Origin of the sequence: Paraburkholderia unamae, assembly GCF_003096875.1 — a bacterium.
In the GTDB taxonomy this organism is placed as follows: domain Bacteria; phylum Pseudomonadota; class Gammaproteobacteria; order Burkholderiales; family Burkholderiaceae; genus Paraburkholderia; species Paraburkholderia unamae.
This window is the reverse complement of record NZ_QEOB01000020.1, coordinates 118,102-139,769: the sequence shown is the minus strand read 5'-3', so window position 1 is coordinate 139,769 and position 21,668 is coordinate 118,102. Positions and strand designations below refer to the sequence as shown.

The window sequence follows — 21,668 nt, the reverse complement described above, 5'->3', positions numbered from 1 at the left end:
TCTTCGCCCCATGGTATGCAGCTTCTAACGATCGGAATCAATCACCACACCGCGCCCGTCGCCTTGCGCGAACGCGTGGCGTTTCCGCTCGAACAGATCAAGCCCGCACTCGGCTTGTTCAAGGAAGCGTGGTCCGGCAAGCGTTCGCTGAGCGCGCCGGAGGCCGCCATCCTCTCCACCTGCAACCGCACCGAGCTCTATTGCGCGACCGACGCGCACGGCTCGCGCGAGGCCGCGGTGAGCTGGCTGTCCCATTACCACGGCATCCGCGAGGAAGAACTCGCGCCGCACGTCTATACGCTGCCGCAGTCGGAAGCGGTCCGCCATGCGTTCCGGGTGGCGTCGGGACTCGATTCGATGGTGCTCGGCGAAACGCAGATCGTCGGCCAGTTGAAGACGGCGGTACGCACCGCGACCGAAGCGGGCGCCCTCGGCACCTATCTGAACCAGTTGTTCCAGCGCACCTTCGCCGTGGCGAAGGAAGTGCGCACCACGACTGAAATCGGCGCGCAGTCGGTTTCGATGGCCGCCGCCGCCGTGCGCCTCGCGCAGCGCATCTTCGACAAGATCGCCAACCAGCGCGTGCTGTTCATCGGCGCGGGCGAAATGATCGAGCTGTGCGCCGCCCACTTCGCCGCGCAGCAGCCGCGCGAACTCGTGGTGGCCAATCGCACCGCCGAGCGCGGGCGCTATGTTGCGGAACGTTTCAACGGCAAGTCGATTCCGCTCTCCGACCTGCCCTCGCGCATGCACGAGTTCGACATCATCGTCTCGTGCACGGCGTCCACGCTGCCCATCATTGGTCTCGGCGCCGTCGAGCGCGCGGTGAAGGCGCGCCGTCACCGCCCCATTTTCATGGTCGACCTCGCGGTGCCGCGTGACATCGAGCCCGAAGTCGGCCAGCTCGAAGACGTGTTCCTCTACACCGTCGACGATCTCGGCACGATCGTGCGCGAAGGCAATGCCTCGCGCCAGGCAGCCGTGGCGCAAGCCGAAACGATCATCGAGTCGCGCGTGGCGAACTTCATGCAGTGGCTCGACTCGCGCAGCATCGTGCCCGTCATCCGCCACATGCACACCCAGGCCGACGCCCTGCGCCGCGCCGAACTCGAGCGCGCCCGCAAGATGCTCGCGCGCGGCGACGACCCGTCCGCCGTGCTCGAAGCGCTCTCGCAGTCGCTCACCAACAAGCTGATCCACGGCCCGACGCACGCGCTCAACACGTCGAGCGGCGACAACCGCGATTCGCTCATCGAGCTGATGGGCGGTTTCTATCGCCACGGCCAGTCGCCGAAATCCGGCGACGCGGCGCAGCCCGCGACCTCCGAAGCCTCGTCCCGTTCCGCGGACGCCTCCGGCTCGACTGAAGCGTCCGGTTCTTCGGACCGTTAGCGACGCTCGGGCCCGGCGCGCGCCATGCGCGCCCCGCACGAACGGGCCGCGCGCCCGCCTCTTCTCTCTCGCAGTCCTTTCCGGAGCCCGCTCCGCACCGCCCGATGAAAACGAGCATGCAATCGAAGCTCGACCAGCTGACTACGCGCCTGGCCGAGCTGAACGACCTGTTGAGCCGTCCCGACGTGACCTCGAACCGCGACCAGTACCGCAAGCTCACGCGCGAGCATTCGGAACTGGGGCCGGTGGTCGAGCACTACGGCCAATGGCGCCAGGCGAAAGACGACGAGGCCGCGGCGAAGGACCTGCTCTCCGACGCCTCGATGCGCGACTTCGCCGAGGAAGAAGTGAAGGCCGCGCGCGAGCGCATGGCGCAGCTCCAGCACGAATTGCAGATGATGCTGCTGCCGAAGGACCCCAACGACGACCGCAACGTGTTCCTCGAAATCCGCGCGGGCACGGGCGGCGACGAGTCGGCCCTGTTCGCGGGCGACCTCCTGCGCATGTACCTGCGCTACGCGGAGCGCAACCGCTGGCAGATCGAAATGATGTCGGCGAGCGAGTCGGATCTGGGTGGCTACAAGGAAGTGATCGTGCGCATTGCGGGCGAGGCGGCCTATTCGAAGCTCAAATTCGAGTCGGGCGGCCATCGCGTGCAGCGCGTGCCGGCCACGGAAACGCAGGGCCGCATCCACACGTCGGCCTGCACGGTCGCGGTGATGCCCGAGGCGGATGAAATTGGCGAGGTCGAGATCAATCCCGCCGATCTGCGCATCGACACGTTCCGCGCTTCGGGCGCGGGCGGCCAGCACATCAACAAGACCGATTCGGCCGTACGCGTGACGCACTTGCCGACCGGCATCGTCGTGGAATGCCAGGACGACCGCTCGCAGCACAAGAACAAGGATCGCGCGCTCAAGGTGCTCGCCGCGCGCATCAAGGACAAGCAGTACCAGGAGCAGCACGCGAAGGAAGCGGCCACGCGCAAGAGCCTCGTGGGCTCGGGCGACCGCTCGGAGCGCATCCGCACCTATAACTTCCCGCAAGGGCGGCTCACCGATCACCGCATCAATCTCACGCTCTATCGTCTCGAAGCGATCATGGACGGCGACCTCGGCGAGTTGATCGGCGCCCTGGTTTCCGAGCATCAGGCCGAACAGCTTGCCTCGCTCGGCGACGCGGATTGAGCGCGCACCCGGTATGAACGAAGCCGTCACCGCCGACGCCCTGCTGCGCGCCTCGCCGCTGCCCGCGCTCGAAGCGCGCATCCTGCTGATGCACGTGCTCGGCTGGCGCCGCACCGAACTCATCACGCGCGGCGACCAGGCGCTCGACGCGGCCCGCGTGGACGCTTACCGCGCGCTCGAAGCGCGCCGCGTGCGCGGCGAGCCGATCGCGCAGCTCGTGGGCGCGCGCGAGTTCTACGGCCTCGACTTCGATGTGACGCCCGATGTGCTGATTCCGCGCCCGGAAACCGAACTGCTCGTGGAAACGGCGCTCGCCGCGCTCGAAGGCGTTGTGCAGCCGCGCGTGCTCGACCTCGGCACCGGCAGCGGCGCGATCGCCGTGGCGCTCGCGTCGATGCGGCCCGACGCACGCGTCTGGGCGGTCGACCGCTCGGCCGCCGCACTCGAGGTGGCGGCGCGCAATGCCGCGAAACTGCTGAACGCGCGGCGCCCCGGCGGCGCGCTCGCGTTCGTGGCGGGCAGCTGGTACGACACGCTCGACCCGGCACTGCGCTTCGAGGCGATCGTGAGCAATCCGCCGTATATCGCGAGCGGCGATCCGCATCTGGAGCAGGGCGACTTGCGTTTCGAGCCGCGCGGCGCGCTCACCGACGAAGCCGACGGCCTCACCGCCCTGCGCGCGATCGTTGCGGGCGCGCCCGCGCGGCTCGCGCCTGGCGGCACGCTCTGGATGGAGCACGGTTATGACCAGGCGCAAGCCGTGCGCGCACTGCTGGCAGGCGCGGGCTTCGCCGATGTGCGCTCCGGGCGTGACCTGGCGGGCATCGAGCGCATCAGCGGCGGCCGTATGCCTGGCTGATGCCTGGCTGAGGCCGGGCTGAGGCCGCCGGTCACGCCCGGCTCTCCCCGACGAAATCCGCTATCATTTCATCCTGCATTCCAACGTATTCAGCATCAATCCAATCGCAAGGTCAGTCATGGACACTCAACAACGCATCAAGCAGATCGTCGACGAAAACGCCGTCGTCCTCTTCATGAAGGGCAACGCGCAGTTCCCGATGTGCGGCTTCTCCGGTCGCGCGGTGCAGATCCTGAAAGCGTGCGGCGTCGATCAGCTCAAGACTGTCAACGTGCTCGAGGACGACGAGATCCGCCAGGGCATCAAGGAATTCTCGAACTGGCCGACCATTCCGCAGCTCTACGTGAAGGGCGAGTTCATCGGCGGCTCGGACATCATGATGGAGATGTACCAGAACGGCGAACTGCAACAGCTCTTCGCCGCGGCGTAAATGCCGGCCTGCGGGGCGGCGGCGGACGCAATGGCAATCCATTGCGTCTCGTTCGTCCCCGGGCGCGCGGCGCGCCACGCCCGCGCGCTTCATGAGGCGCCGCGCGCCTCGCCTTCGCTTCGACTCCCCACCCGCCTGACGTGAATACCGCCTCCCCTGCCTCGTCCGCCGTCGCACGGCCCGCGCAACGCCGGCTGATCATCGCGATTACGGGCGCCACGGGCGCGATCTATGGCGTGCGCATGCTCGACGTGCTGCGGCGGCTGGGCGGCGTCGAAACGCATCTGCTGGTGTCGGCCGCGGGGTGGCTGAACATCCAGCACGAACTCCAGATCACGAAAGACGATCTCCATGCGCGCGCCGACGTGGTCCATTCGGTGCGCGATGTCGGCGCAACCATCGCATCGGGCTCGTTCGCGACCGACGGCATGATCGTCGCGCCCTGCTCGATGAAGACGCTCGCGAGCGTCGCCCACGGTCTCTCCGACAACCTGATCGCACGCGCCGCCGACGTCACGCTCAAGGAGCGCCGCCGCCTCGTGCTGCTCGTGCGCGAGACGCCGTTCAACCTCGCGCATCTGCGCAACATGACGGCCGTGACCGAAATGGGCGGCGTGATCTTCCCGCCGCTGCCGGCCTTCTACAACCAGCCGGCCTCGATCGACGAAATGGTCGATCACACCGTGGCGCGCGTGCTCGACCTGTTCGCGCTCGGGCCCGCGCTCTCGCCCGCCTGGCCGGGGCTGCGCGGCAGCGGCGAGTAGCCGCGGCCCGAATCTCTTCGCGCTGCGCCGATTATCAATACCGGCGACACAATCAATTCCCTTTCGCCCCGTTTAATTCTCGACGGTAGGCTCCTATATTGATCGCAATACGATACTTTCGGACCGCCCTGGCGCGGCCAGCCCACGATCATGACAACCCGTACGCCTACCCTCTATCTTTCGCACGGCGCGCCGACGCTGCCGATCGACCCGTCGCTGCCGTCCGGCGGCTTCACCACGCTTGCGCAGCACCTGCCGCGTCCGCAGTCGGTGCTGATGCTCTCGGCGCATTGGGGCACGATGCGCCCCGTGGTGAGCACCGCCACGCAGCCCGAAACGATCCACGACTTCTACGGCTTTCCGCGCGCGCTCTACGAGATCCAGTATCCGGCGCCGGGCGCGCCCGAGACGGCTCAGCGCGCCGCGGCGCTGCTGCGCGAGCAAGGCGTGCCGGTCGATGAGGAAGCGCACGGGCTCGACCACGGCGCGTGGGTGCCCATGCTGCTGATGTTCCCCGACGCCGACGTGCCGGTCGCGCAGCTCTCGATCCAGCCGCGCGCCGACGCCGCGCACCACTTCGCCGTCGGCCGCGCGCTGCGCGCGTTGCGCGACGAAGGCGTGATGGTGATCGGTTCGGGCCAGATCACGCACAACCTGCGCGCGGCGGACTTCTCGGCGCGCCCCGAAGACGCCGACCCGCGCGTGGCCGAGTTCACCGACTGGTTCGAGAACCACCTCGCCGCGCGTGATATCGACGCGCTGCTCGACTACCGCCAGCGCGCTCCGCACGCGGTGCTCATGCACCCGACCGACGAGCACCTGCTGCCCGTCTTCGCGGCGCTCGGCGCGGCTGACGACGACTACACGCTCGGCGTGCAATCGCTCGGCACCTACCAGCGCGCGCTGGCGATGACGAACTACGTGTTCGGCAGCGCCGTGCAGTAAGACCGCCGCACACGCTCCGGACGCAAAAAAGCCCGCCTGAATCGCTTCAGGCGGGCTTTTTGTTTTGCGCCGCTTCGACAGCGCGGCGCAATCGGACCAGCGACGCTTAGTGCGCTTGGCTTAGTGCGCTCAGTGCGCGCCGATGCCTTCGAGCACTTCGTCGTGTTCTTCGCGTTCGGCGAGGTACGGCGAACGGTAGCCCGAACTCACGCCCCAGTAATAGAACACGAGCGAGATCAGCGCGACCACGAGCATGTCCCAGCCGTAGGGAAGCAGGCCGCTGCCGCCGAACTCCTTGCTGCCGAGCAACGAGAGCAGCGCCATGATCGGCAGGTACGCGCACAGCCACCATGCGGCCTTCAGATCCTGGCCCCAGCCGGCGAAGCCCTGCTTGCGCTGGAAGTAGAAGTACACCGGCAGCGCGACGACCATCAGCAGGATGATTTCGCCGGTCAGCGGCCACTTCGCCCAGTACAGGATCATCGACGCGCAGACGAACGCGAACGGCGCGATCACTTTCATGAACGGCACGGAGAGCGGGCGCTCGATGTCCGAGGCGGCGCGCTTGAGCGCCATCAGGCTGATCGGACCCGTGAGGTACGAAATCACCGTCGCCACCGAGATCACCGCCGCGAGCGAGCTCCAGCCGCGGAAGAAGAACATGAAGATGAACGAAACGAGCAGGTTGAACCACATCGCGTTGCGCGGCACGCCGTAGAACGGGTGCACGTTGCCGAACATCTTCGGCATCGTGTTGTTGCGCTCCATCGCGTAGATCATGCGCGAGGTCGTCGCCATGTAGGTCGTACCGGTGCCGCTCGGGCTCACGAATGCGTCGACGTAGAGCAGGATGGCGAGCCAGTTCAGGTTCAGCGCGATCGCGAGTTCCGCGAACGGCGACTTGAAGTTGAACGTGTTCCAGCCCTTCATGACGTCCGACGGCGAAACCGCGCCGATGTACGCGATTTGCAGCAGCACGTAGATCACGAGCGCGCAGAGGATCGAGCCGATCACCGCGAACGGCACGCTCTTGGCCGGATTGCGCGCTTCACCCGCGAGGTTGATCGGGCTCTGGAAGCCGTTGAACGCGAACACGATGCCGCTCGTCGCGACCGCCGTGAACACCGCCGACCAGCCATAAGGCGCGAACGTGCTCGCCTCGCCGAAATTCTCGTGGTGGAAGCCACCCGCCATCAGACCGACGATCGTGAGACCCGGAATGATGAACTTGAAGATCGTGATCGCGCTATTGGCGCGCGCGAACAGCTTCACACCCCAATAGTTGAGCATGAAGTAGATGATCACGAGGATGGCGGAAAGCCCGAGCCCTGAATGTGTTAATGACCCGTCGACGAAGAGCGCGTGCGCCCACTCGTAGGGCCAGGTGCTCATGTACTGGATCGAGGCTTCGGCTTCGATCGGGATCACCGAGACAATGGCGATCCAGTTTGCCCACGCGCTGATGAAGCCCACCAGTGCGCCGTGCGAGTAGCGGGCGTAACGGACCATGCCGCCCGACTCCGGGAACATCGCGCCCAGTTCGGCGTAAGTCAGGGCGATGGCCAGAATGACCACGGCGCCGATGATCCAGGCACAAACGGCCGCCGGACCCGCGATTTTCGCCGCCTTCCACGCGCCGAACAGCCAGCCCGAACCGATAATCGACCCGAGGCCGGTAAACATCAGCGCGAACGGGCCGATGTTCCGTTGAATAGAACTTTTCACGTCTTCTCCTGTATCAAGAGCAGCTCGACACCGCATTTATCCCGTCTGTTGTGCGGGCGGGTTTCCCGCGGTTGTCGTACCTCCACACGAAAGATTGCGCCTGTAGGCGCAACTTTAGCGCGGCGCGTAGTTTAACCGGTTGCACCGCCGAAAGTCGCGGCTTAATACAAAAAAGTCATTTGCTTATCAAGCTTTGTAAGGTTTTGTTGCGTCCCCGAAGTAAAAAAACATGGAGATTGCCGGGCCCCCAGTTGACCTTGTTCGCAATAAGCCGTATAAAGTTCGAGCAGGATTTCAAGCGGCGAGTGTGAATTGGTCTTTCGTAGTTCGCCCATCAACGGTACTCCGGCTGGTCCCATACCCCTTCCTTGATTTTCATGCACCTCTCGGGCTTCGGCCTTCATTCATTTTTAGGAAAGTAATATGGAAACCGGTACCGTCAAGTGGTTCAATGACGCAAAGGGCTTTGGCTTCATCACTCCGGACGGCGGCGGCGAAGACCTGTTCGCGCACTTCTCGGAAATCAAGATCGACGGCTTCAAGACGCTGCAAGAGAACCAAAAGGTTCAATTCGAAGTCCGTACGGGCCCGAAGGGCAAGCAAGCCGCCAACATCAAGCCGGTCTAAGGGCTGCGGACCGTGTCCGCGCCGACCTGCTTTGACGTTCAGGACCTGAACACCGGTTCTTGAGTGGCAAGCTTACCGAAAAACCCCACGCTTCTTCTCGAACGTGGGGTTTTTTCTTGCCTGCCGTTTTTTGCGCGGATCAAGCCCGCCCGGCACGCTCAGCCAAACAGGCGCCGCGCGTGAATGCCAAGCCCCGTCGCCACGCTCGCGAGGCGGTCGCCGAACACGGGCTGGGCATCGGGGAACGCCTCGGCCAGCGCCTGCGTGAGGAACATGAGGCCGGTCGAGCCGCCCGTGAAGTAGAGCGCGCTCACCTGGCCCGGCGCCACGCCCGCGGCCTGCACGGTGTCGCGCGCGGCCTGCACGATGCGGCGCGTTTCCTCGCGGCCCGCCTCGACGAGCTGGGCGTCGCCGAACGCGAGGCGCAGATCCGCTTCGACCGATTCGAGGTCGATCATCGTCTCCCCGCCCGCCGACACGCCGATCTTCGCCTCCTCCGCGCGCGCCATGAGCGCGTGCCCGAGACGCTCCTCGACCACGCGCATCAGGCGGTCGTGGTGGCGCGTCTCGCGGTACAGGTGACGCATGAGCTTGAGCTCGGTGGTGCGCTTGGGCGTGTAGATCGTGTTGATCAGGTGCCAGGTCGCCAGATCGAAGTAGATGCGGTTCGGCACTTCGCGGCCTTCCGGGTCAAGCGCCTGGTAGCCGAGTTCGCGCAGGATGGTCGCGAGCTCGACACGGCGGTCGAAGTCCGTGCCCGCCACGTGCACGCCGTGGTGCGCGAGCACGTCGTCCTTGCGCTCGAGCCGCGACATGCGCTGCGGCCCCACGCGTACGAGCGAAAAGTCCGACGTGCCGCCGCCAATGTCGGCCACGAGCACGAGCCCTTCAGCGGTAAGGCGCGACTCGTAGTCGAACGCGGCCGCGATCGGCTCGTACTGGAACTCGATCTCGCGAAAGCCCACGCCGCGCGCCGCGCCTTCGAGCTGGTCCTGCGCGAGCCGGTCGGCGCGCGGGTCCTCGTCGACGAAGAACACGGGGCGCCCGAGCACCGCGTGCGTGATCGGCGCGCCCGCGCAGCGTTCGGCGCTGCGTTTCAGGTGTTCGAGAAAGATCGTGATGATCTCGGTGTAGCGAATCGCGCTGCCGTCGCCGAGGTCGGTCGTGCTTTCGGCGAGCGGCGAGCCGAGGATGCTCTTCATCGAGCGCATCAGGCGGCCGTCGAAGCCGTCGATATAGGACGCCAGTGCGGCGCGCCCGAACTCGCGCGTGTGTTCGTCGACGTTGAAGAACACCGACGTCGGCAAGGTGGTGTGGGCGCCTTCCACCGGCGCAAGGCGCATGGCGTCGCCGGCCGCTGCGGGCAGCGCCACTGCCGAATTGGAGGTTCCGAAGTCAATCGCGCAGAAGCTGGTCATGGCAAAGGCTGCGCCGCAGCGAATGCGCGCGCGAGAGAGGAAAGGTCGGGGAGGACCGGCTTTGTAACACGAAAGCGCGGCGCGGGGCAACCGCAGGGCCTTGATGCGGCCCCACAAGAAAAACGCGCGGACTGCGCCGCGCGTTTCATATGACCCATCTGGGAGCACCGGACACGCGCGCAGCCAGCCGGCGCGCACCCGGTTGCAGGATCAACCCTTGAACGGCTTCTTCCAGGCGTTTTCGTAGGCGATGTCGCCCACCGCCGAGCGCGTGCGCTCCGCTTTTTCGCGGTCGCGCAGCACCGGCTCCAGCCTGTCGGTTTCGCCGTAGTGGCCGATCGAGATGATCGCGAGCGGCTCCACGTCGTTCGGCAGGGCGAATTCCGTGCGGAACGCCTGCACGTCGAAGCCGCTCATCTGGTGCGCGGCGAGGCCCAGCGCATGCGCCTGGAGCACGAGCGACATTGCCGCCGCGCCCGCGTCGTATTGCGCCGTGCGGTTGACTTCGCCCTTCGAGTTGAGCGTTTGCGCGGTCACGGCGATCAGCACCGGCGCCGGCGTGTTCCATTGCTGGTTGAACGGCACGAGCGTCGCGAACGCGCGCTTGAACGCGGCCTCGTCGGCGCTGCGATCGAACACCATAAAGCGCCACGGCTGAAGGTTGTAGCCCGAGGGCGCCCAGCGCGCCGCCTCGATCACCGCGTGCAGCGCCTCGCGGCTCACCGGCTCGCTCGAATAGGCACGCGGGCTCCAGCGCCCGGCGATGAGTTCGTGAATGGGCACGGCTGTCGGTGCGGGTTTGTGCTTCGTCATGCCTTGTGTGTCCTTGCGGTGGCGGGCGGCTTGCCCGGGGGGCACTAGCATAACCGCAGCGCGTGAAATACGCTCAAGCGCGACGGGCGGCACGCTCGCGCCGCCCGCGTCAAGCCACGTCAGGCCACGTCAGGCCGTTTGCACGCCCACCGTACGCGGCCCGCGATTGATCCGCAACACGAGGAACGACGCCACGAGGCACAAGCCGCCCGAGATCATCGACGCCACCGTGTACGTGCCGAGGCTCGAGCGCAGCAGGCCCGCGCCGAACGCCGCGAACGCCGCGCCGAGCTGATGGCCCGCCACCACCCAGCCGAACACAATCGGCGCGCGCTCCTTGCCGTAGACGTCGGTGGCAAGACGCACCGTCGGCGGCACGGTCGCGATCCAGTCGAGGCCGTAGAACACCGCGAAGATCGGCAGCCCGAAGAAGTCGATGCCAAACGCGTGCGGCAGATAGATCAGCGAGAGGCCGCGCAGCCCGTAGTACCAGAACAGCAGCACGCGGCTGTTGAAGCGGTCCGAGAGCCAGCCCGAGAGCGTCGTGCCGAACAGGTCGAAAATGCCCATCGTCGCGAGCAAAGAGGCGCCCTGCACTTCGGTCATGCCGTAGTCGCCGCACATCGCGATGAGGTGCGTGCCCACATAGCCATTGGTGCTCGCGCCGCAAATGAAGAAACTAAAGAACAGCAGCCAGAAGTCGCGGGTGCGGCTTGCCGAGAACAGCGCGTCAAACGCGATCTTCAGCGGATTTTGCTGCGGCGCAGGCGGGGCGACGGGGGTGCTCTCGTCCTCGCCGAACGGACGCAGATTCACGCTCGCGGGCCGCTCCGGCAGCAGGAACAGCACGAGCGGCAGCGCCACGGCGGCGGCGGCGGCGACCACGAGCACCACCGGTTGCCAGCCGTACTTCTGCGCAATGGCCGCGAGCAAAGGCAGGAACACGAGCTGGCCCGTGGCCGAACTCGCGGTGAGGATGCCCATGACGAGTCCGCGATGCGAGCTGAACCAGCGCGTAACGACGGTGGCCGAGAGCGAGAGCGCAGCCACGCCGGTCGAGCCGCCCACCATCACGCCCCAGATCAGGATCATCTGCCACGGGTGCGTCATCAGCGCCGAGATTGCCACGCCCGCCGCCATCGTGGCGAGCGCCACGAGCAGCGTGGGCCGCACGCCGAAGCGCTGCATGGCCGCCGCCGCGAACGGCCCCATCAGCCCATAGAGCGCGATGTTCACCGAAATGGCGAGCGAGATCGTCGCCCGGCTCCAGCCGAATTGGTGCTCGAGCGGCACCATCATCACGCTCGGCGTCGCGCGTGTGCCGGCGGCCGCCAGCAGCACGAAAAACACCACCGCCACGACGAGCCATCCATAGTGGAAACGCCCGCCTATTCGCCTCGCTGCCCAGTTCATTGATGCTCCTGTCACGCCGTGGCAGCGCGCGAAGCGTGCGACGGTTCGTTGAGTTGTTCGTTGTGATGTTCGTTGTGACGGCTCGCGTGGCTGCGACAATGCACCACCGCTTGATTGTTACCGATCGGTCACAAGTGTGTTGCGATAGTAGTGACCGCTCGGTAACATGTCAAGCAATCCCTTGATCGCGAGATGCCCTCATGAAACACGAAGGCCAGGACGAAGCCGCCCCCACTTCGGGGCCGGCAAAGCGCCCGCGCGCGCAGAAGCCGGGCGCGCGCGCTCACGAGCATCTGCTGCTTGCCGCCGACGAACTGTTCTACCGCGAAGGCGTGCGCGCGGTGGGCATCGAAGCCGTGGTCGAGCGCGCGGGCGTGAACAAGATGAGCCTGTACCGGCAGTTTTCGTCGAAGGATGATCTCGTCGTCGCGTACCTGCAACGCTGCGACGTGCGCTTTTTCCAGCGCTTCGACGAAAGTCTCGCGAAGCATCCGGGCGAGCCGGTCAAGCAACTGGTGCAGTATTTCGAGGATCTGGCGCGGCGCGCCTCGGCGCCGGATTATCGCGGCTGCCCGTTCGTCAACGTCGCCACGGAATTTCCCGACGCCACGCATCCCGCGCGACGCAGCGTGGACGACAACAAGTCGAAGCTGATCGCGCGGCTCACCGCGCTCGCGCAGGAAGCGGGCGCCACGGACGCGGTCGCGCTCGCCGAGGAGCTCGCGCTCATCGTGGAAGGTGTTTATGCCGCGAGCCAGACTTACGGGCCGGGCTGCGGGGTGATCCACGCGGCGCCGCGCATGGCAAAGCGGCTGATCGAAGCGGCGTGCCCAGCGCCGCTAAAATGACGCGATGACCGATACTTCCCTGCCGCCTTCCGCGCAGTCCGACGCGCCTTCCGACAATCACGCCGCCATCCTCGACGCCACGCGGCACTGGCTCACGCGCGCCGTGATCGGGCTGAACCTCTGCCCGTTCGCAAAGAGCGTACACGTCAAAAACCAGATTCGCTATGTGATCAGCGAGGCAACCGAACTCGAAGGCATCCTTATCGATCTGGAACGCGAGCTGCAAACGCTCGCGCAGACCGACGCCGCCGAAATCGACACGACGCTGCTGATCCTGCCCCACGCGCTCGCCGATTTCGCCGAGTTCAACGACGCGACCTGGTTTGCCGAGCGGCTTGTCAGCCAGTTGCGGCTCGAAGGCACGCTACAGGTGGCGAGCTTTCACCCTCGATTCCAGTTCGACGGCACCGCGCCCGACGACATCGAGAACTATACGAATCGCGCGCCGTATCCGATCCTGCACCTGTTGCGCGAGGCGAGCATCGAGCGCGCGGTCGAGGCGTTTCCCGACGCCGCCGACATCTACGAACGCAACCAGGAAACGCTGCGCAAGCTCGGCTTCGAAGGCTGGCGCGACTGGATGGCGAAGCGCGACTGACGCCGCGCCCCGGTCACGGGCTCTGCGCGGCTCAGGCTTCGGTCGCGGGCTCCGCGGCCGCCTCGCCCTCGTCGGCGAAAAAGCGCTCGCGCAACTCGGCGAGACCAAAGGTGTCGAGAATCTCGTTGAGTCGCGCTGCCGCACGGCCGCGCGGCAAATCCTTGTACTGGGCGATGATGAGTTCGTTCTTCATCGAATGCTCCCAGCCCACCAGTTCCGTCACGCTCACCTGATACCCGTGCGCCTCGAGTTGCAGGCAGCGCAGCACATTGGTGATCTGGCTCCCGAATTCGCGCGTATGCAGCGGATGCCGCCAGATCTCGGTCAGCGCCTGGCCGAGCGACTTGCCCTTGTTCCTGCGCAGCACGCCCGCCACCTCGGCCTGACAGCACGGCACAACGACGATGAAGCGCGCGTGCTTCTTGAGCGCGAAGCGCAGCGCGTCGTCGGTGGCGGTGTCGCAGGCGTGCAGCGCGGTCACCATGTCGACGCTCGGCGGCAGTTGCGTCGACGTGATCGAATCGGCCACCGAAAGGTTCAGGAAAGACATCCCCCCGAAGCCCAGGTGTTTGGCCAGCTCCTGCGAGCGCTTCACGAGTTCGTCGCGCGTCTCGATGCCATAGATATGTGACCTGTCGCGCTGATCCTTGAAGAACAGGTCGTAGAGAATAAAGCCGAGGTAGGACTTGCCCGCACCATGGTCGACGAGGGTCACGTCGCGGCCGTCCTGCTTCAGTTCCTTCAGAAGCGGCTCGATGAACTGGAACAGGTGATAGACCTGCTTCAGCTTGCGGCGGCTGTCCTGGTTCATTTTGCCGTCGCGCGTCAGGATGTGGAGCTCTTTCAGGAGTTCGACAGACTGGTTCGGACGGATTTCGTAAGTCTTGCTGGACATCGGCGTGGCTTGGAGAAAGGTGTCGAGTCGCGCGAAACGTGCGACAGGCGACAGAAGGGATCTGGAATATCTGTCATTTTACGAAAAAAGCTGGTCAAGGCCGTCGAACCCTGAAGAACGGCCCGTGTCGTAACTGCGTCCGGCACGCTGACCCACGTGCGGACAGGAGGGAGGGGTTGAATAGAAGAGACACGAGGATTTTCGTCCCCGATGCCCAAAAAGGACCAAAGCGTAGCGCTGCCGGCCGGCTATGTACCGGATGGCGCGCATTGGGAGGTCGTACCGGGTTCGCCGGTTGCGATAAATCAGGCTGGCGCAGCCCCCGCTGCGCGAAGAGCGCACGACGCTGTACGGCCTTGCATGGGGCATGCAATGAATACGATACCTGACGGCAACGCAGAACAAAAATTCCAGGAACTGCTTACGAAACTCGTCACGGTTCCCGACTGGACGGAAAAGCAGCAACTGGAGCTGGAAATGGCGCGCGACATCTCGGTGGAGATGCTGCGTGTTGCGGAAACCATGCGTGACGGGCCATCGGATCTCGAGACCTGCCTGATACTGCTGAAGTACGCGAAGGTTCTCGACTTCGTGATGTCGGCGCTCGCGTCGCGTCGCGACATCAAGCCGCAAACCCTGCGCGTGATCTTCAAGCTCGCGGGCCTCAAGGTCGACGAGGCCTATCCGGGGTGACGCCGATGTAAAGCCGAAGTGAAGCCGATGTAAAACCGATACAAAACCGATATAAAGCCGCATCGCCGGCGCGGCGGTTGCGCCGCCAGCGCCGACGATCGACACCGACACGGGCCGCCTGCGGCCTGCCCGCTTCTTTTTGCCTGAGCTTTCCCCTACCTCCGGCTCACTCGGGCCGTACCTTCAAACGCCATAGCGACGTCACTTCGGCTGCGCGCGCGCGGTAGAGCGGATCGTTGGGATCGGAGGCCTTGGGGTGCCGCGGCCGGATGTCCTCGCGCCCTACCACTTCCAGCCCGGCCTGCACGATCATCTCGACGAGCGCTTCGCGCGTGCGCAGCCCGAGATGCTCGGCGAAATCGGACAGGATCAACCAGCCCTCGCCGCGCGGCTCGAGGTGATCCTTAAGCCCGCCAAGAAAGCCGCGCAGCATGCGGCTGTCCGGATCGAACACCGCGTATTCGATAGGCGACGCAGGCCGCGCCGGCACCCAGGGCGGATTGCAGACGACGAGCGGCACGCGCCCCGGCGGGAACAGATCCGCCTCGACCACCTCGACCTGCGCCGCGTAGCCGAGGCGCTCGAGATTCTCGCGCGCGCAGGCCAGCGCGCGGGCGTCCTGATCGGTGGCGACCACATGCTTCACGCCACGCGAGGCGAGCACGGCGGCAAGCACGCCGGTGCCCGTGCCGATATCGAAAGCCTTTTCGAGCGAAGGCAGCGCCGTGCGCGCGACGAGATCAACATACTCGCCGCGCACCGGCGAGAACACGCCGTAGTACGGATGAATGCGCTCGCCGTCGAGCGCCGCGATTTCGACGCCCTTCTTGCGCCACTCATGCGCACCGATAAGGCCGAGGATCTCGCGCAGCGAAACGGCCGAAGCCTCGCCATTGGGCGCGCCCCACGCCTCCTCACACGTGAGCCGCACGTCGGGCGCGCGGCGCAGGTTGATGCCGTAATCGCCTTCGAGCGGAATCAGCACCATGCCGAGCGTGCGCGCACGCTGGGCCTGTGCCTGGCGGTGCAGGTGAAACGCTTCGAGGGGCGTGGCGGGCGCCTTGGGCGCTGCCGCGGCCTTGCGCGGCTTGCGCTCCGCACGGCGCCCCATGGCCAGCAAGAGCTGACGCGCGTTTTGAAAGTCGCCCTGCCAGAGCAGCGCGGTGCCTTCACAGGCGAGACGATACGCCGCGTCGGCGGTCGTGCTGTCGTCGGCGAGCACCACGCGTTTGGGCGCGGGCACGCCGGCCTCGGAGCGCCAGCGCACCGTGCGCGGGCCTTCCGTGTCGGGCCAGGTGAGAGTGGGATGTTCGGTCATAGGTCGAATGTGCAATGCGGCGCCATCATATAGGAGAGCGACGCGGCGCGGTCCGCCGTATCGCCATTGCCGCGATCATCGCTCAGGCGGCCGTGCGCGTCGACCCGGCCAAACGGCATAGGACGAAAGCGCACGCGAAAACGCGAGGCATGCGGCAGTAAAATGGGCGCCGACCGGGCCTTCGCCCGCACCCTGAAACCATGCCCGAAACGACCCAGCAGACGCGCCGCGCGCGCAAACCGCGCACCCGCCGCGCCCGGGCGGGCGCGGGGCTCGACGAAGGGTTTTACGCCGAGTTGCTGCATATCGTGGGGCTGTGCGAAAGCACGACGGGCGCGCGGTGCGCGGTTGCGCGGCTCGCGCCGCATGAGCGTTCGAACGGGTCGCTCATCGAACTCGCATTAGTGCGTCTCGCGCATGGGCGCCACGACGAGGCGGAACGTTTCGCGCTAGCGCTGCGGCTTTGCATCGCGTGGATCAGCCGGCTCGTGTTTCTCAAGGTGCTGGAAACGCGCCTGCTGACGCTGCATGACGGCGACCCACTGTACGGCTTTCTGAGCAGCGCGCAGATCCGCTCGTTCGCGGAACTCGATGTGCTATGCAACGAGGTGCTCGGCGGCACGACCCAGGCGTCACGCTTCGCCCATCTCCCGCGCTTCGACGGCTCGCATTTCGAGCCGCGCGATCTCGACCAGAATCTGCTCGCCATGAGCGCGCTCGACGAAGGCGCAACCCTGCCGCTATACGCCGGGTCGGCGCTTGCGCCGGAAAACGGCGAACGAAGCGTGCTGGCCTATCTGCTCGATTTTCTCGCGGCGTTCGAGTTTTCGGCGGGCGTGATCGGGCGAGACGCCGCCAGCCAACCTTGCCTCGACGCCTCCGCGCTCGGCCTCATTTTCGAGAAACTCAACGGCTACCGCGACGGCGCGTGGTACACGCCCGCCAGCGTCGCGATGCAACTCGCGCGCCCGGCGCTCACGCAGGCCGCGCTGAATCGCCTGAACCGCGCGAACGGCTGGTGCTGCGCCACCATCGATCAGCTATCCGAATCGATCGTGGACCACGACGAAGCCCGCATGGTGCTGGACGCGCTGCGCATCTGCGATCCGGCCGTGGGCTCGGGGCATCTGCTCGTCTGCGCGCTCAACGAACTGCTCGTACTGAAAGTGCGACTCGGCTTGCTGGACGCCTGCGACCGCGAAGCCCTCAACCCATACGCCATCACCGTGGCCGACGACCGCCTTTGCGTCACGCACGCGAATGGCGCGTCGCTCACGCGCGAACGCGACGGCGCGGCCATTCGCGAGATCGAAGCCGCGTTGTTTCGTGTGAAGCGCGGCATCGTCGAGCACTCACTGTTCGGGGTCGATATCAGCGCGGATTCGGTCGGCATGGCGCGTCTGCGGCTCTGGATCGAGTTGCTCGAACACGCGGATCTCACCGCAAGCGCGCCGCCCGTCGCCCTGCCGAATCTCGAAGCCAATCTCAAGCAAGGCAACGCGACCATCAGCCGATTCGCGTTCGACGCGCCGCTGCGCGACGCCGCGCACGCGGTGGCCGACTATCGCGTGACCACCGCCAGGCTGCGCGCCTCCACCACGCGCGCGCAAAACGCCGCCGAAGCGTCGCGGCTCGCGCAACAGCGCGACGCGTTGCTCGCTCGCGCCACACCCGGCGGCGACGCCACGCCCGCGGACGCCGCCGCGTTCGAATGGCACGTCGAATTCGCGGATCTTCTCGCCGACGACGGCCGCTTCGAAGGCTTCGACGCCGTGATCGCGAACCCGCCATACATCGACTCCGAGCGCATGATCAACGAAGGCCAGCGCGCCTTGCGCGAGCAACTCACGCGGCGCTGGCCGAGCGCGAAAGGCAACTGGGACCTGTACATCGTGTTCATGGAACTGGGCCTCGCGCTGCTGAGGCCGGGCGGCGCGATGGCGTACCTCACGCCGGACAAGTGGCTCTCGAAGCCGTTTGGCGAAGCGTTCCGCGCGCGACATATCGGCAAGATCGAGCGCATCGTCGCGCTGGGGCGGGACGTGTTCGAGCAGGCGCGCGTCGATTCGATCGTCACGCTCTATGGCGAAGCGGGCACGGACATCGTCACGACGGCGCGCATCGACGGCACCGCTCTCACCGAACTCGCAAAAACCGGCAAGCGCACGCTCGAAGCGCCGTGGCGGCTCGATGCACTGCTCTCGCCACACCACGCGTTCGCGCAACGCCTCGCCCGCTCGCACCCAACGCTCGGCTCGCTCTTGCCGTGCGAAAACGCCTGCGCGACCGCGGACGCCTACCGGCTCGCGCCGCTCGTCGAAGAAGCCTCCGGCCGCTACTCGCGCGAGCGCCACTATCGCGTGGTGAACACCGGCACACTCGGCCGCTATCGGTCGCGCTGGGGCGCCAAGCCAATGACCTATCTCGGCAACGCTTACGCGGCGCCGGTGGTCGAGCGCGAACGCTTCGCCGCGACGTTCGCGAACGGGTACCGCGCAAAAGCCGCCGCGAAAAAGGTGATCGTGAAAGGCCTCACGCGGCTCGACGCGGCGCTCGACCTGGCCGGCGACACGATTCCCGGCAAGACCACGCTGATCCTGCGCGCGCACGACGACGACCTGCTGATGTTCGCGGCCGCGCTGCTCAACTGCCCGCTCTCGCTTTTCCTGATCCGCGCGCGCTTCGGGGCGTCGAGCTACAACGGCGGCGTGGCGTTCACCAAGGCGATGATCGACACGTTGCCCGCACCCGCCGACGCCTCGGTGCGTCACGCGATCGCGGCGCGCGTGAGCGCACTGCTGCGGTGCCCGCACGAGGGGACCGGCGGCGAGCAGGCCGCCGCGATGGCGCGCGACATCGACGCCTGCCTGTACGCGGCATTCGGATTGACCGCACAGGAGATCGATCTCGTGGAAGGCCGCGCCGCCGCGAAGCCGCAACGCTGAACACACCAGCGAACGGACAGCCCGGCGACGACGTCCCGGCGAGTCGGCTAGTCTTGCTCAACCCTTGCTCATACGCGCGGAGAGCAGACAGCATGAAATGGCCACGCTTGTTCGGCACCTCGGACGAAAGCAGCGTGCTGCGGCTTTCGATCGCCACGACGTTGCTGATCGCGATCTTCGGCGTCGTGTTCGGGCTGGTTTCGGGATCGTTCTCAATCGTGTTCGACGGCGTCTACTCGCTCATCGACGCGAGCATGAGCGCGCTCGCCCTCGCGGTCGTGCGCCTCATCACCTCCTACGCGGTCAACGTCGATCTGCCGCGCAAGTGGCGCGAGCGCTTCACCATGGGCTTCTGGCATCTCGAACCGATGGTGCTCGGGCTCAACAGCACGCTGCTGGTGGGCGTGGCCGTCTACGCGCTGATCAACGGCATCACGAACCTGCTGTCGGGCGGCCACGAACTGCACTTCGGCCCGGCGTTCGGCTATGCCGCGCTCACGGTGAGCGCCTGTCTTGCGATGGCCGTGGTGGAGTCGCGCGCGAATCGCCGCATCCGTTCGGATTTCCTGCGCCTCGACATCAAGTCGTGGATCATGTCCGCGGGCATCACGGCGGCCCTCCTGATCGCCTTCAGCGCGGGCTACGCGATCCAGGGAACGGCGTGGGAGCACCTCACGCCCTACGTCGACCCGGCGGCGCTCGTGGTGGTGTGCGTCGTGATCATTCCGATACCGCTCGCGGAAATCCGCCAGGCGCTGCTGGACGTGCTGCTCGTCGCGCCCCCCGACCTCAAGCGGCACGTCGATGCCATCGCGGCGCGGTTCGTGGAGCGCTACGGCTTCGAGTACTACCGCGCTTATGTCGCGAAGGTGGGGCGCTCCCGCGAAATCGAACTGTACTTCGTGGTGTCGCCGGACATGCCGCCCAAGCGCATCGCCGAATGGGACGCGATTCGCGACGAGATCGGCCGGGCCATCGGCGGCGACGAGTCGCACCGCTGGCTCACGATCATGTTCACGAGCGATCCGCAATGGGCGGAGTGAGATGCGGCGGTGTGCCGCCGCCGTTAGGGCGCCCAGAAAGCACAAAGGGTTACGTGAACTTCACGTAACCCTTTGTCTTGTATGTGGTGCCGGCTGCAGGACTCGAACCCGCCACCTGATGATTACAAATCAGCGGAATGACGTATTTCTCGGCGTTGACTCGAATTCCAAAAATCGCCCGAACCCAGAGAATACGGGCACTTCACCGTATCGGCTCATTTATTGACGTTGACACGAATTCCCTGAAAACTACAAAATCCGGTTACACAACGGTTACATGGACGTCTATGTAACCATTTCATAGGATGTCAACGGTGGCCAAGGTCAATTTCACGGTGGGCAGGGTCAACGGGCATAGCTGCCCTGCAGACAAGCCCCAGGCATTTTTGTGGGACAGCGGCGCATCCGGCCTTGGTCTCCGTGCCACCGCTGCAGGCACACGGTCTTACATATTCCAGGGCAAGCTGAACGGGGCGACGGTACGCGTGACAATCGGCTCGCCAAAGGATTGGGGCATCGACGATGCGCGGGACGAAGCCCGCCGCCTGCAAAGGCTGATTGACGCTGGCAAGGACCCCCGAGAGGAAGCCGCTGACCAGCGTGCCGCCGTAGCCGCACGAAAGGCTGAAGCCGAGCGCAAGGACGTAACATTCGCCGATGCTTGGTCAGCTTACTTGATTGACCTGGAAGCGAAGCCGTCTCCGAAAACGAAACGCCGCCGCAGCCCGCAATACATCGAGGACCACCACAAGTTAGCCGCCCCCGGCGGCGCGGAGAAGAAACGAGGCAAGGGGCCGACAAGCCAAGGCCCGCTGCATGCGCTTATGTCGACGAAGTTGTCCGACATGACTGGCGACGCGATTGCTGCCTGGATGGAAGACGAGGTTGCTCAACGGCCGACCAGCGTCGCTTACGCGTACCGCATTTTCAAAGCGTTTGCTGGCTGGTGCGAAGGCCAGGCGAAATTCCAAAGGCTGCTGCCGGACGACTGCTATTCATCGCCGAAGGTCACGGCGCTGCTGCCAAGCGTGAAAACGCCGGAAGGCGACTGCCTAGAGCGCGAACAACTGCCTGCCTGGTTTAAAGCGGTGCGCGCCCTCCCGAATCCCGTGGCTGCCGCGTATCTGCAAGGCCTGCTCATCACCGGCCCGCGCCGCGAGGAATTGGCCGAGCTGCGCTGGGAAAACGTCGATTTACTCTGGAACAAGATAAAGCTGCGCGACAAAGTTGAAGGCTCCCGCTTTATTCCCCTAACGCCATATTTCCGCTCGCTGCTGCTCGAGCTGAAGCGATACAACGATATGCCACCGAGCGCAAAGCAGCTTCAGAGGTTGGTAGACGATGGCAAGCCATGGCAACCATCACCCTGGGTGTTTCCAAGCGACGCATCGGAGAGCGGTCACATCGAGGAGCCGCGCTTCGCACATGAGTGCGCCCTTAAAGAAGCCGGCCTGCCGCGTGTGACGCTGCAAGGTCTGCGCCGTTCATTCGGCACCCTGGCCGAGTGGGTATTCGTGCCCGCTGGTGTCGTGGCCCAGATTCAAGGACACAAGCCCAGCGCTCTGGCAGAAAAGCACTACCGTCGCCGCCACATCGACTTACTGCGTGAGTGGCACACACGCATCGAAGCTTGGATGCTCGAACGAGCGGGCATCGACTTCAAGCCCGAGCAGGCTCAGCTAGATTCTCCGGCACTACAGTAACCATGCCCCGAAGGAAGTTGTCCAAAGTCGGCCATGCAGAAAGCGTGGCCAA

The 21,668-nt window shown here is 65.6% G+C and carries 18 protein-coding genes and 1 pseudogene; 13 read left to right on the top strand and 6 right to left on the bottom strand.

Annotation, left to right across the window (positions count from 1 at the left end):
• Window positions 1-15: 15 nt before the first annotated feature.
• From hemA to C7402_RS34165, 6 genes and pseudogenes are all read left to right on the top strand, one after another.
• A pseudogene (gene hemA, locus C7402_RS34190) lies at window positions 16-1,305 on the top strand (glutamyl-tRNA reductase); the annotation flags it as partial.
• 191 nt (window positions 1,306-1,496) lie between these two features.
• On the top strand, window positions 1,497-2,579 hold the full coding sequence (prfA, locus tag C7402_RS34185) for a peptide chain release factor 1 (RefSeq protein WP_112174895.1): 1,083 nt from the start codon (window positions 1,497-1,499) through the stop codon (window positions 2,577-2,579).
• A gap of 13 nt (window positions 2,580-2,592) precedes the next feature.
• Window positions 2,593-3,438: a peptide chain release factor N(5)-glutamine methyltransferase gene (gene prmC / locus C7402_RS34180; RefSeq protein WP_116613728.1), complete on the top strand. Its 846-nt coding sequence runs from the start codon at window positions 2,593-2,595 to the stop codon at window positions 3,436-3,438.
• A 118-nt stretch (window positions 3,439-3,556) separates the two neighbouring features.
• Complete coding sequence (gene grxD / locus C7402_RS34175) at window positions 3,557-3,868, top strand: Grx4 family monothiol glutaredoxin (RefSeq protein ID WP_112174893.1); 312 nt, start codon at window positions 3,557-3,559, stop codon at window positions 3,866-3,868.
• Between the two features lie 140 nt (window positions 3,869-4,008).
• Window positions 4,009-4,632 carry a UbiX family flavin prenyltransferase gene (locus C7402_RS34170; protein WP_112174892.1) on the top strand — a complete coding sequence of 208 codons (624 nt, stop codon included), beginning with the start codon at window positions 4,009-4,011 and terminating at the stop codon, window positions 4,630-4,632.
• Between the two features lie 150 nt (window positions 4,633-4,782).
• Window positions 4,783-5,577 carry a DODA-type extradiol aromatic ring-opening family dioxygenase gene (locus tag C7402_RS34165; protein ID WP_116613727.1) on the top strand — a complete coding sequence of 265 codons (795 nt, stop codon included), beginning with the start codon at window positions 4,783-4,785 and terminating at the stop codon, window positions 5,575-5,577.
• Between the two features lie 129 nt (window positions 5,578-5,706).
• On the opposite strand, the gene C7402_RS34160 is transcribed toward C7402_RS34165, so the two are convergent.
• Window positions 5,707-7,302, bottom strand: coding sequence for an APC family permease (locus tag C7402_RS34160; protein WP_112174890.1), 1,596 nt, complete (start codon window positions 7,300-7,302; stop codon window positions 5,707-5,709).
• Between the two features lie 423 nt (window positions 7,303-7,725).
• On the opposite strand from C7402_RS34160, the gene C7402_RS34155 reads away from it, so the two are divergent.
• On the top strand, window positions 7,726-7,929 hold the full coding sequence (locus C7402_RS34155) for a cold-shock protein (protein ID WP_027819263.1): 204 nt from the start codon (window positions 7,726-7,728) through the stop codon (window positions 7,927-7,929).
• Between the two features lie 158 nt (window positions 7,930-8,087).
• Here C7402_RS34155 and C7402_RS34150 read toward each other — a convergent pair whose 3' ends face one another.
• The 3 genes from C7402_RS34150 to C7402_RS34140 form a co-directional block, all read right to left on the bottom strand.
• Window positions 8,088-9,347 (bottom strand): Hsp70 family protein, encoded by a 1,260-nt coding sequence (locus tag C7402_RS34150; protein WP_112174889.1) that lies wholly within the window; start codon window positions 9,345-9,347, stop codon window positions 8,088-8,090.
• Window positions 9,348-9,557: 210 nt separating this feature from the next.
• Window positions 9,558-10,160 carry a nitroreductase family protein gene (locus C7402_RS34145; RefSeq protein WP_112174888.1) on the bottom strand — a complete coding sequence of 201 codons (603 nt, stop codon included), beginning with the start codon at window positions 10,158-10,160 and terminating at the stop codon, window positions 9,558-9,560.
• Between the two features lie 129 nt (window positions 10,161-10,289).
• Complete coding sequence (locus tag C7402_RS34140) at window positions 10,290-11,573, bottom strand: MFS transporter (RefSeq protein ID WP_112174887.1); 1,284 nt, start codon at window positions 11,571-11,573, stop codon at window positions 10,290-10,292.
• Window positions 11,574-11,773: 200 nt separating this feature from the next.
• Here C7402_RS34140 and C7402_RS34135 point away from each other — a divergent pair, with 200 nt between their 5' ends.
• Both C7402_RS34135 and C7402_RS34130 read left to right on the top strand, forming a co-directional pair.
• A complete protein-coding gene (locus C7402_RS34135; protein ID WP_116613726.1) occupies window positions 11,774-12,421 on the top strand; it encodes a TetR/AcrR family transcriptional regulator in 648 nt (215 codons plus the stop codon).
• A gap of 4 nt (window positions 12,422-12,425) precedes the next feature.
• Window positions 12,426-13,019, top strand: coding sequence for a DUF1415 domain-containing protein (locus C7402_RS34130; protein ID WP_116613725.1), 594 nt, complete (start codon window positions 12,426-12,428; stop codon window positions 13,017-13,019).
• Between the two features lie 31 nt (window positions 13,020-13,050).
• Here the strand turns inward: C7402_RS34130 and C7402_RS34125 are convergent, their stop codons facing one another.
• Complete coding sequence (locus C7402_RS34125; RefSeq protein ID WP_112174884.1) at window positions 13,051-13,914, bottom strand: class I SAM-dependent methyltransferase; 864 nt, start codon at window positions 13,912-13,914, stop codon at window positions 13,051-13,053.
• A 372-nt stretch (window positions 13,915-14,286) separates the two neighbouring features.
• Between C7402_RS34125 and C7402_RS34120 the strand changes: the two genes are divergently transcribed.
• Window positions 14,287-14,607, top strand: a complete 321-nt coding sequence (locus C7402_RS34120; RefSeq protein ID WP_112174883.1) for a type II toxin-antitoxin system HicA family toxin — start codon at window positions 14,287-14,289, stop codon at window positions 14,605-14,607.
• A gap of 166 nt (window positions 14,608-14,773) precedes the next feature.
• On the opposite strand, the gene C7402_RS34115 is transcribed toward C7402_RS34120, so the two are convergent.
• A complete protein-coding gene (locus C7402_RS34115; protein ID WP_116613724.1) occupies window positions 14,774-15,925 on the bottom strand; it encodes a methyltransferase in 1,152 nt (383 codons plus the stop codon).
• 200 nt (window positions 15,926-16,125) lie between these two features.
• Here C7402_RS34115 and C7402_RS34110 point away from each other — a divergent pair, with 200 nt between their 5' ends.
• From C7402_RS34110 to C7402_RS34095, 3 genes are all read left to right on the top strand, one after another.
• Window positions 16,126-18,870: a type IIG restriction enzyme/methyltransferase gene (locus C7402_RS34110; RefSeq protein ID WP_116613723.1), complete on the top strand. Its 2,745-nt coding sequence runs from the start codon at window positions 16,126-16,128 to the stop codon at window positions 18,868-18,870.
• 92 nt (window positions 18,871-18,962) lie between these two features.
• Complete coding sequence (locus C7402_RS34105; protein WP_116613722.1) at window positions 18,963-19,913, top strand: cation diffusion facilitator family transporter; 951 nt, start codon at window positions 18,963-18,965, stop codon at window positions 19,911-19,913.
• Between the two features lie 314 nt (window positions 19,914-20,227).
• Complete coding sequence (locus C7402_RS34095; protein ID WP_116613746.1) at window positions 20,228-21,616, top strand: tyrosine-type recombinase/integrase; 1,389 nt, start codon at window positions 20,228-20,230, stop codon at window positions 21,614-21,616.
• Window positions 21,617-21,668 lie beyond the last annotated feature (52 nt).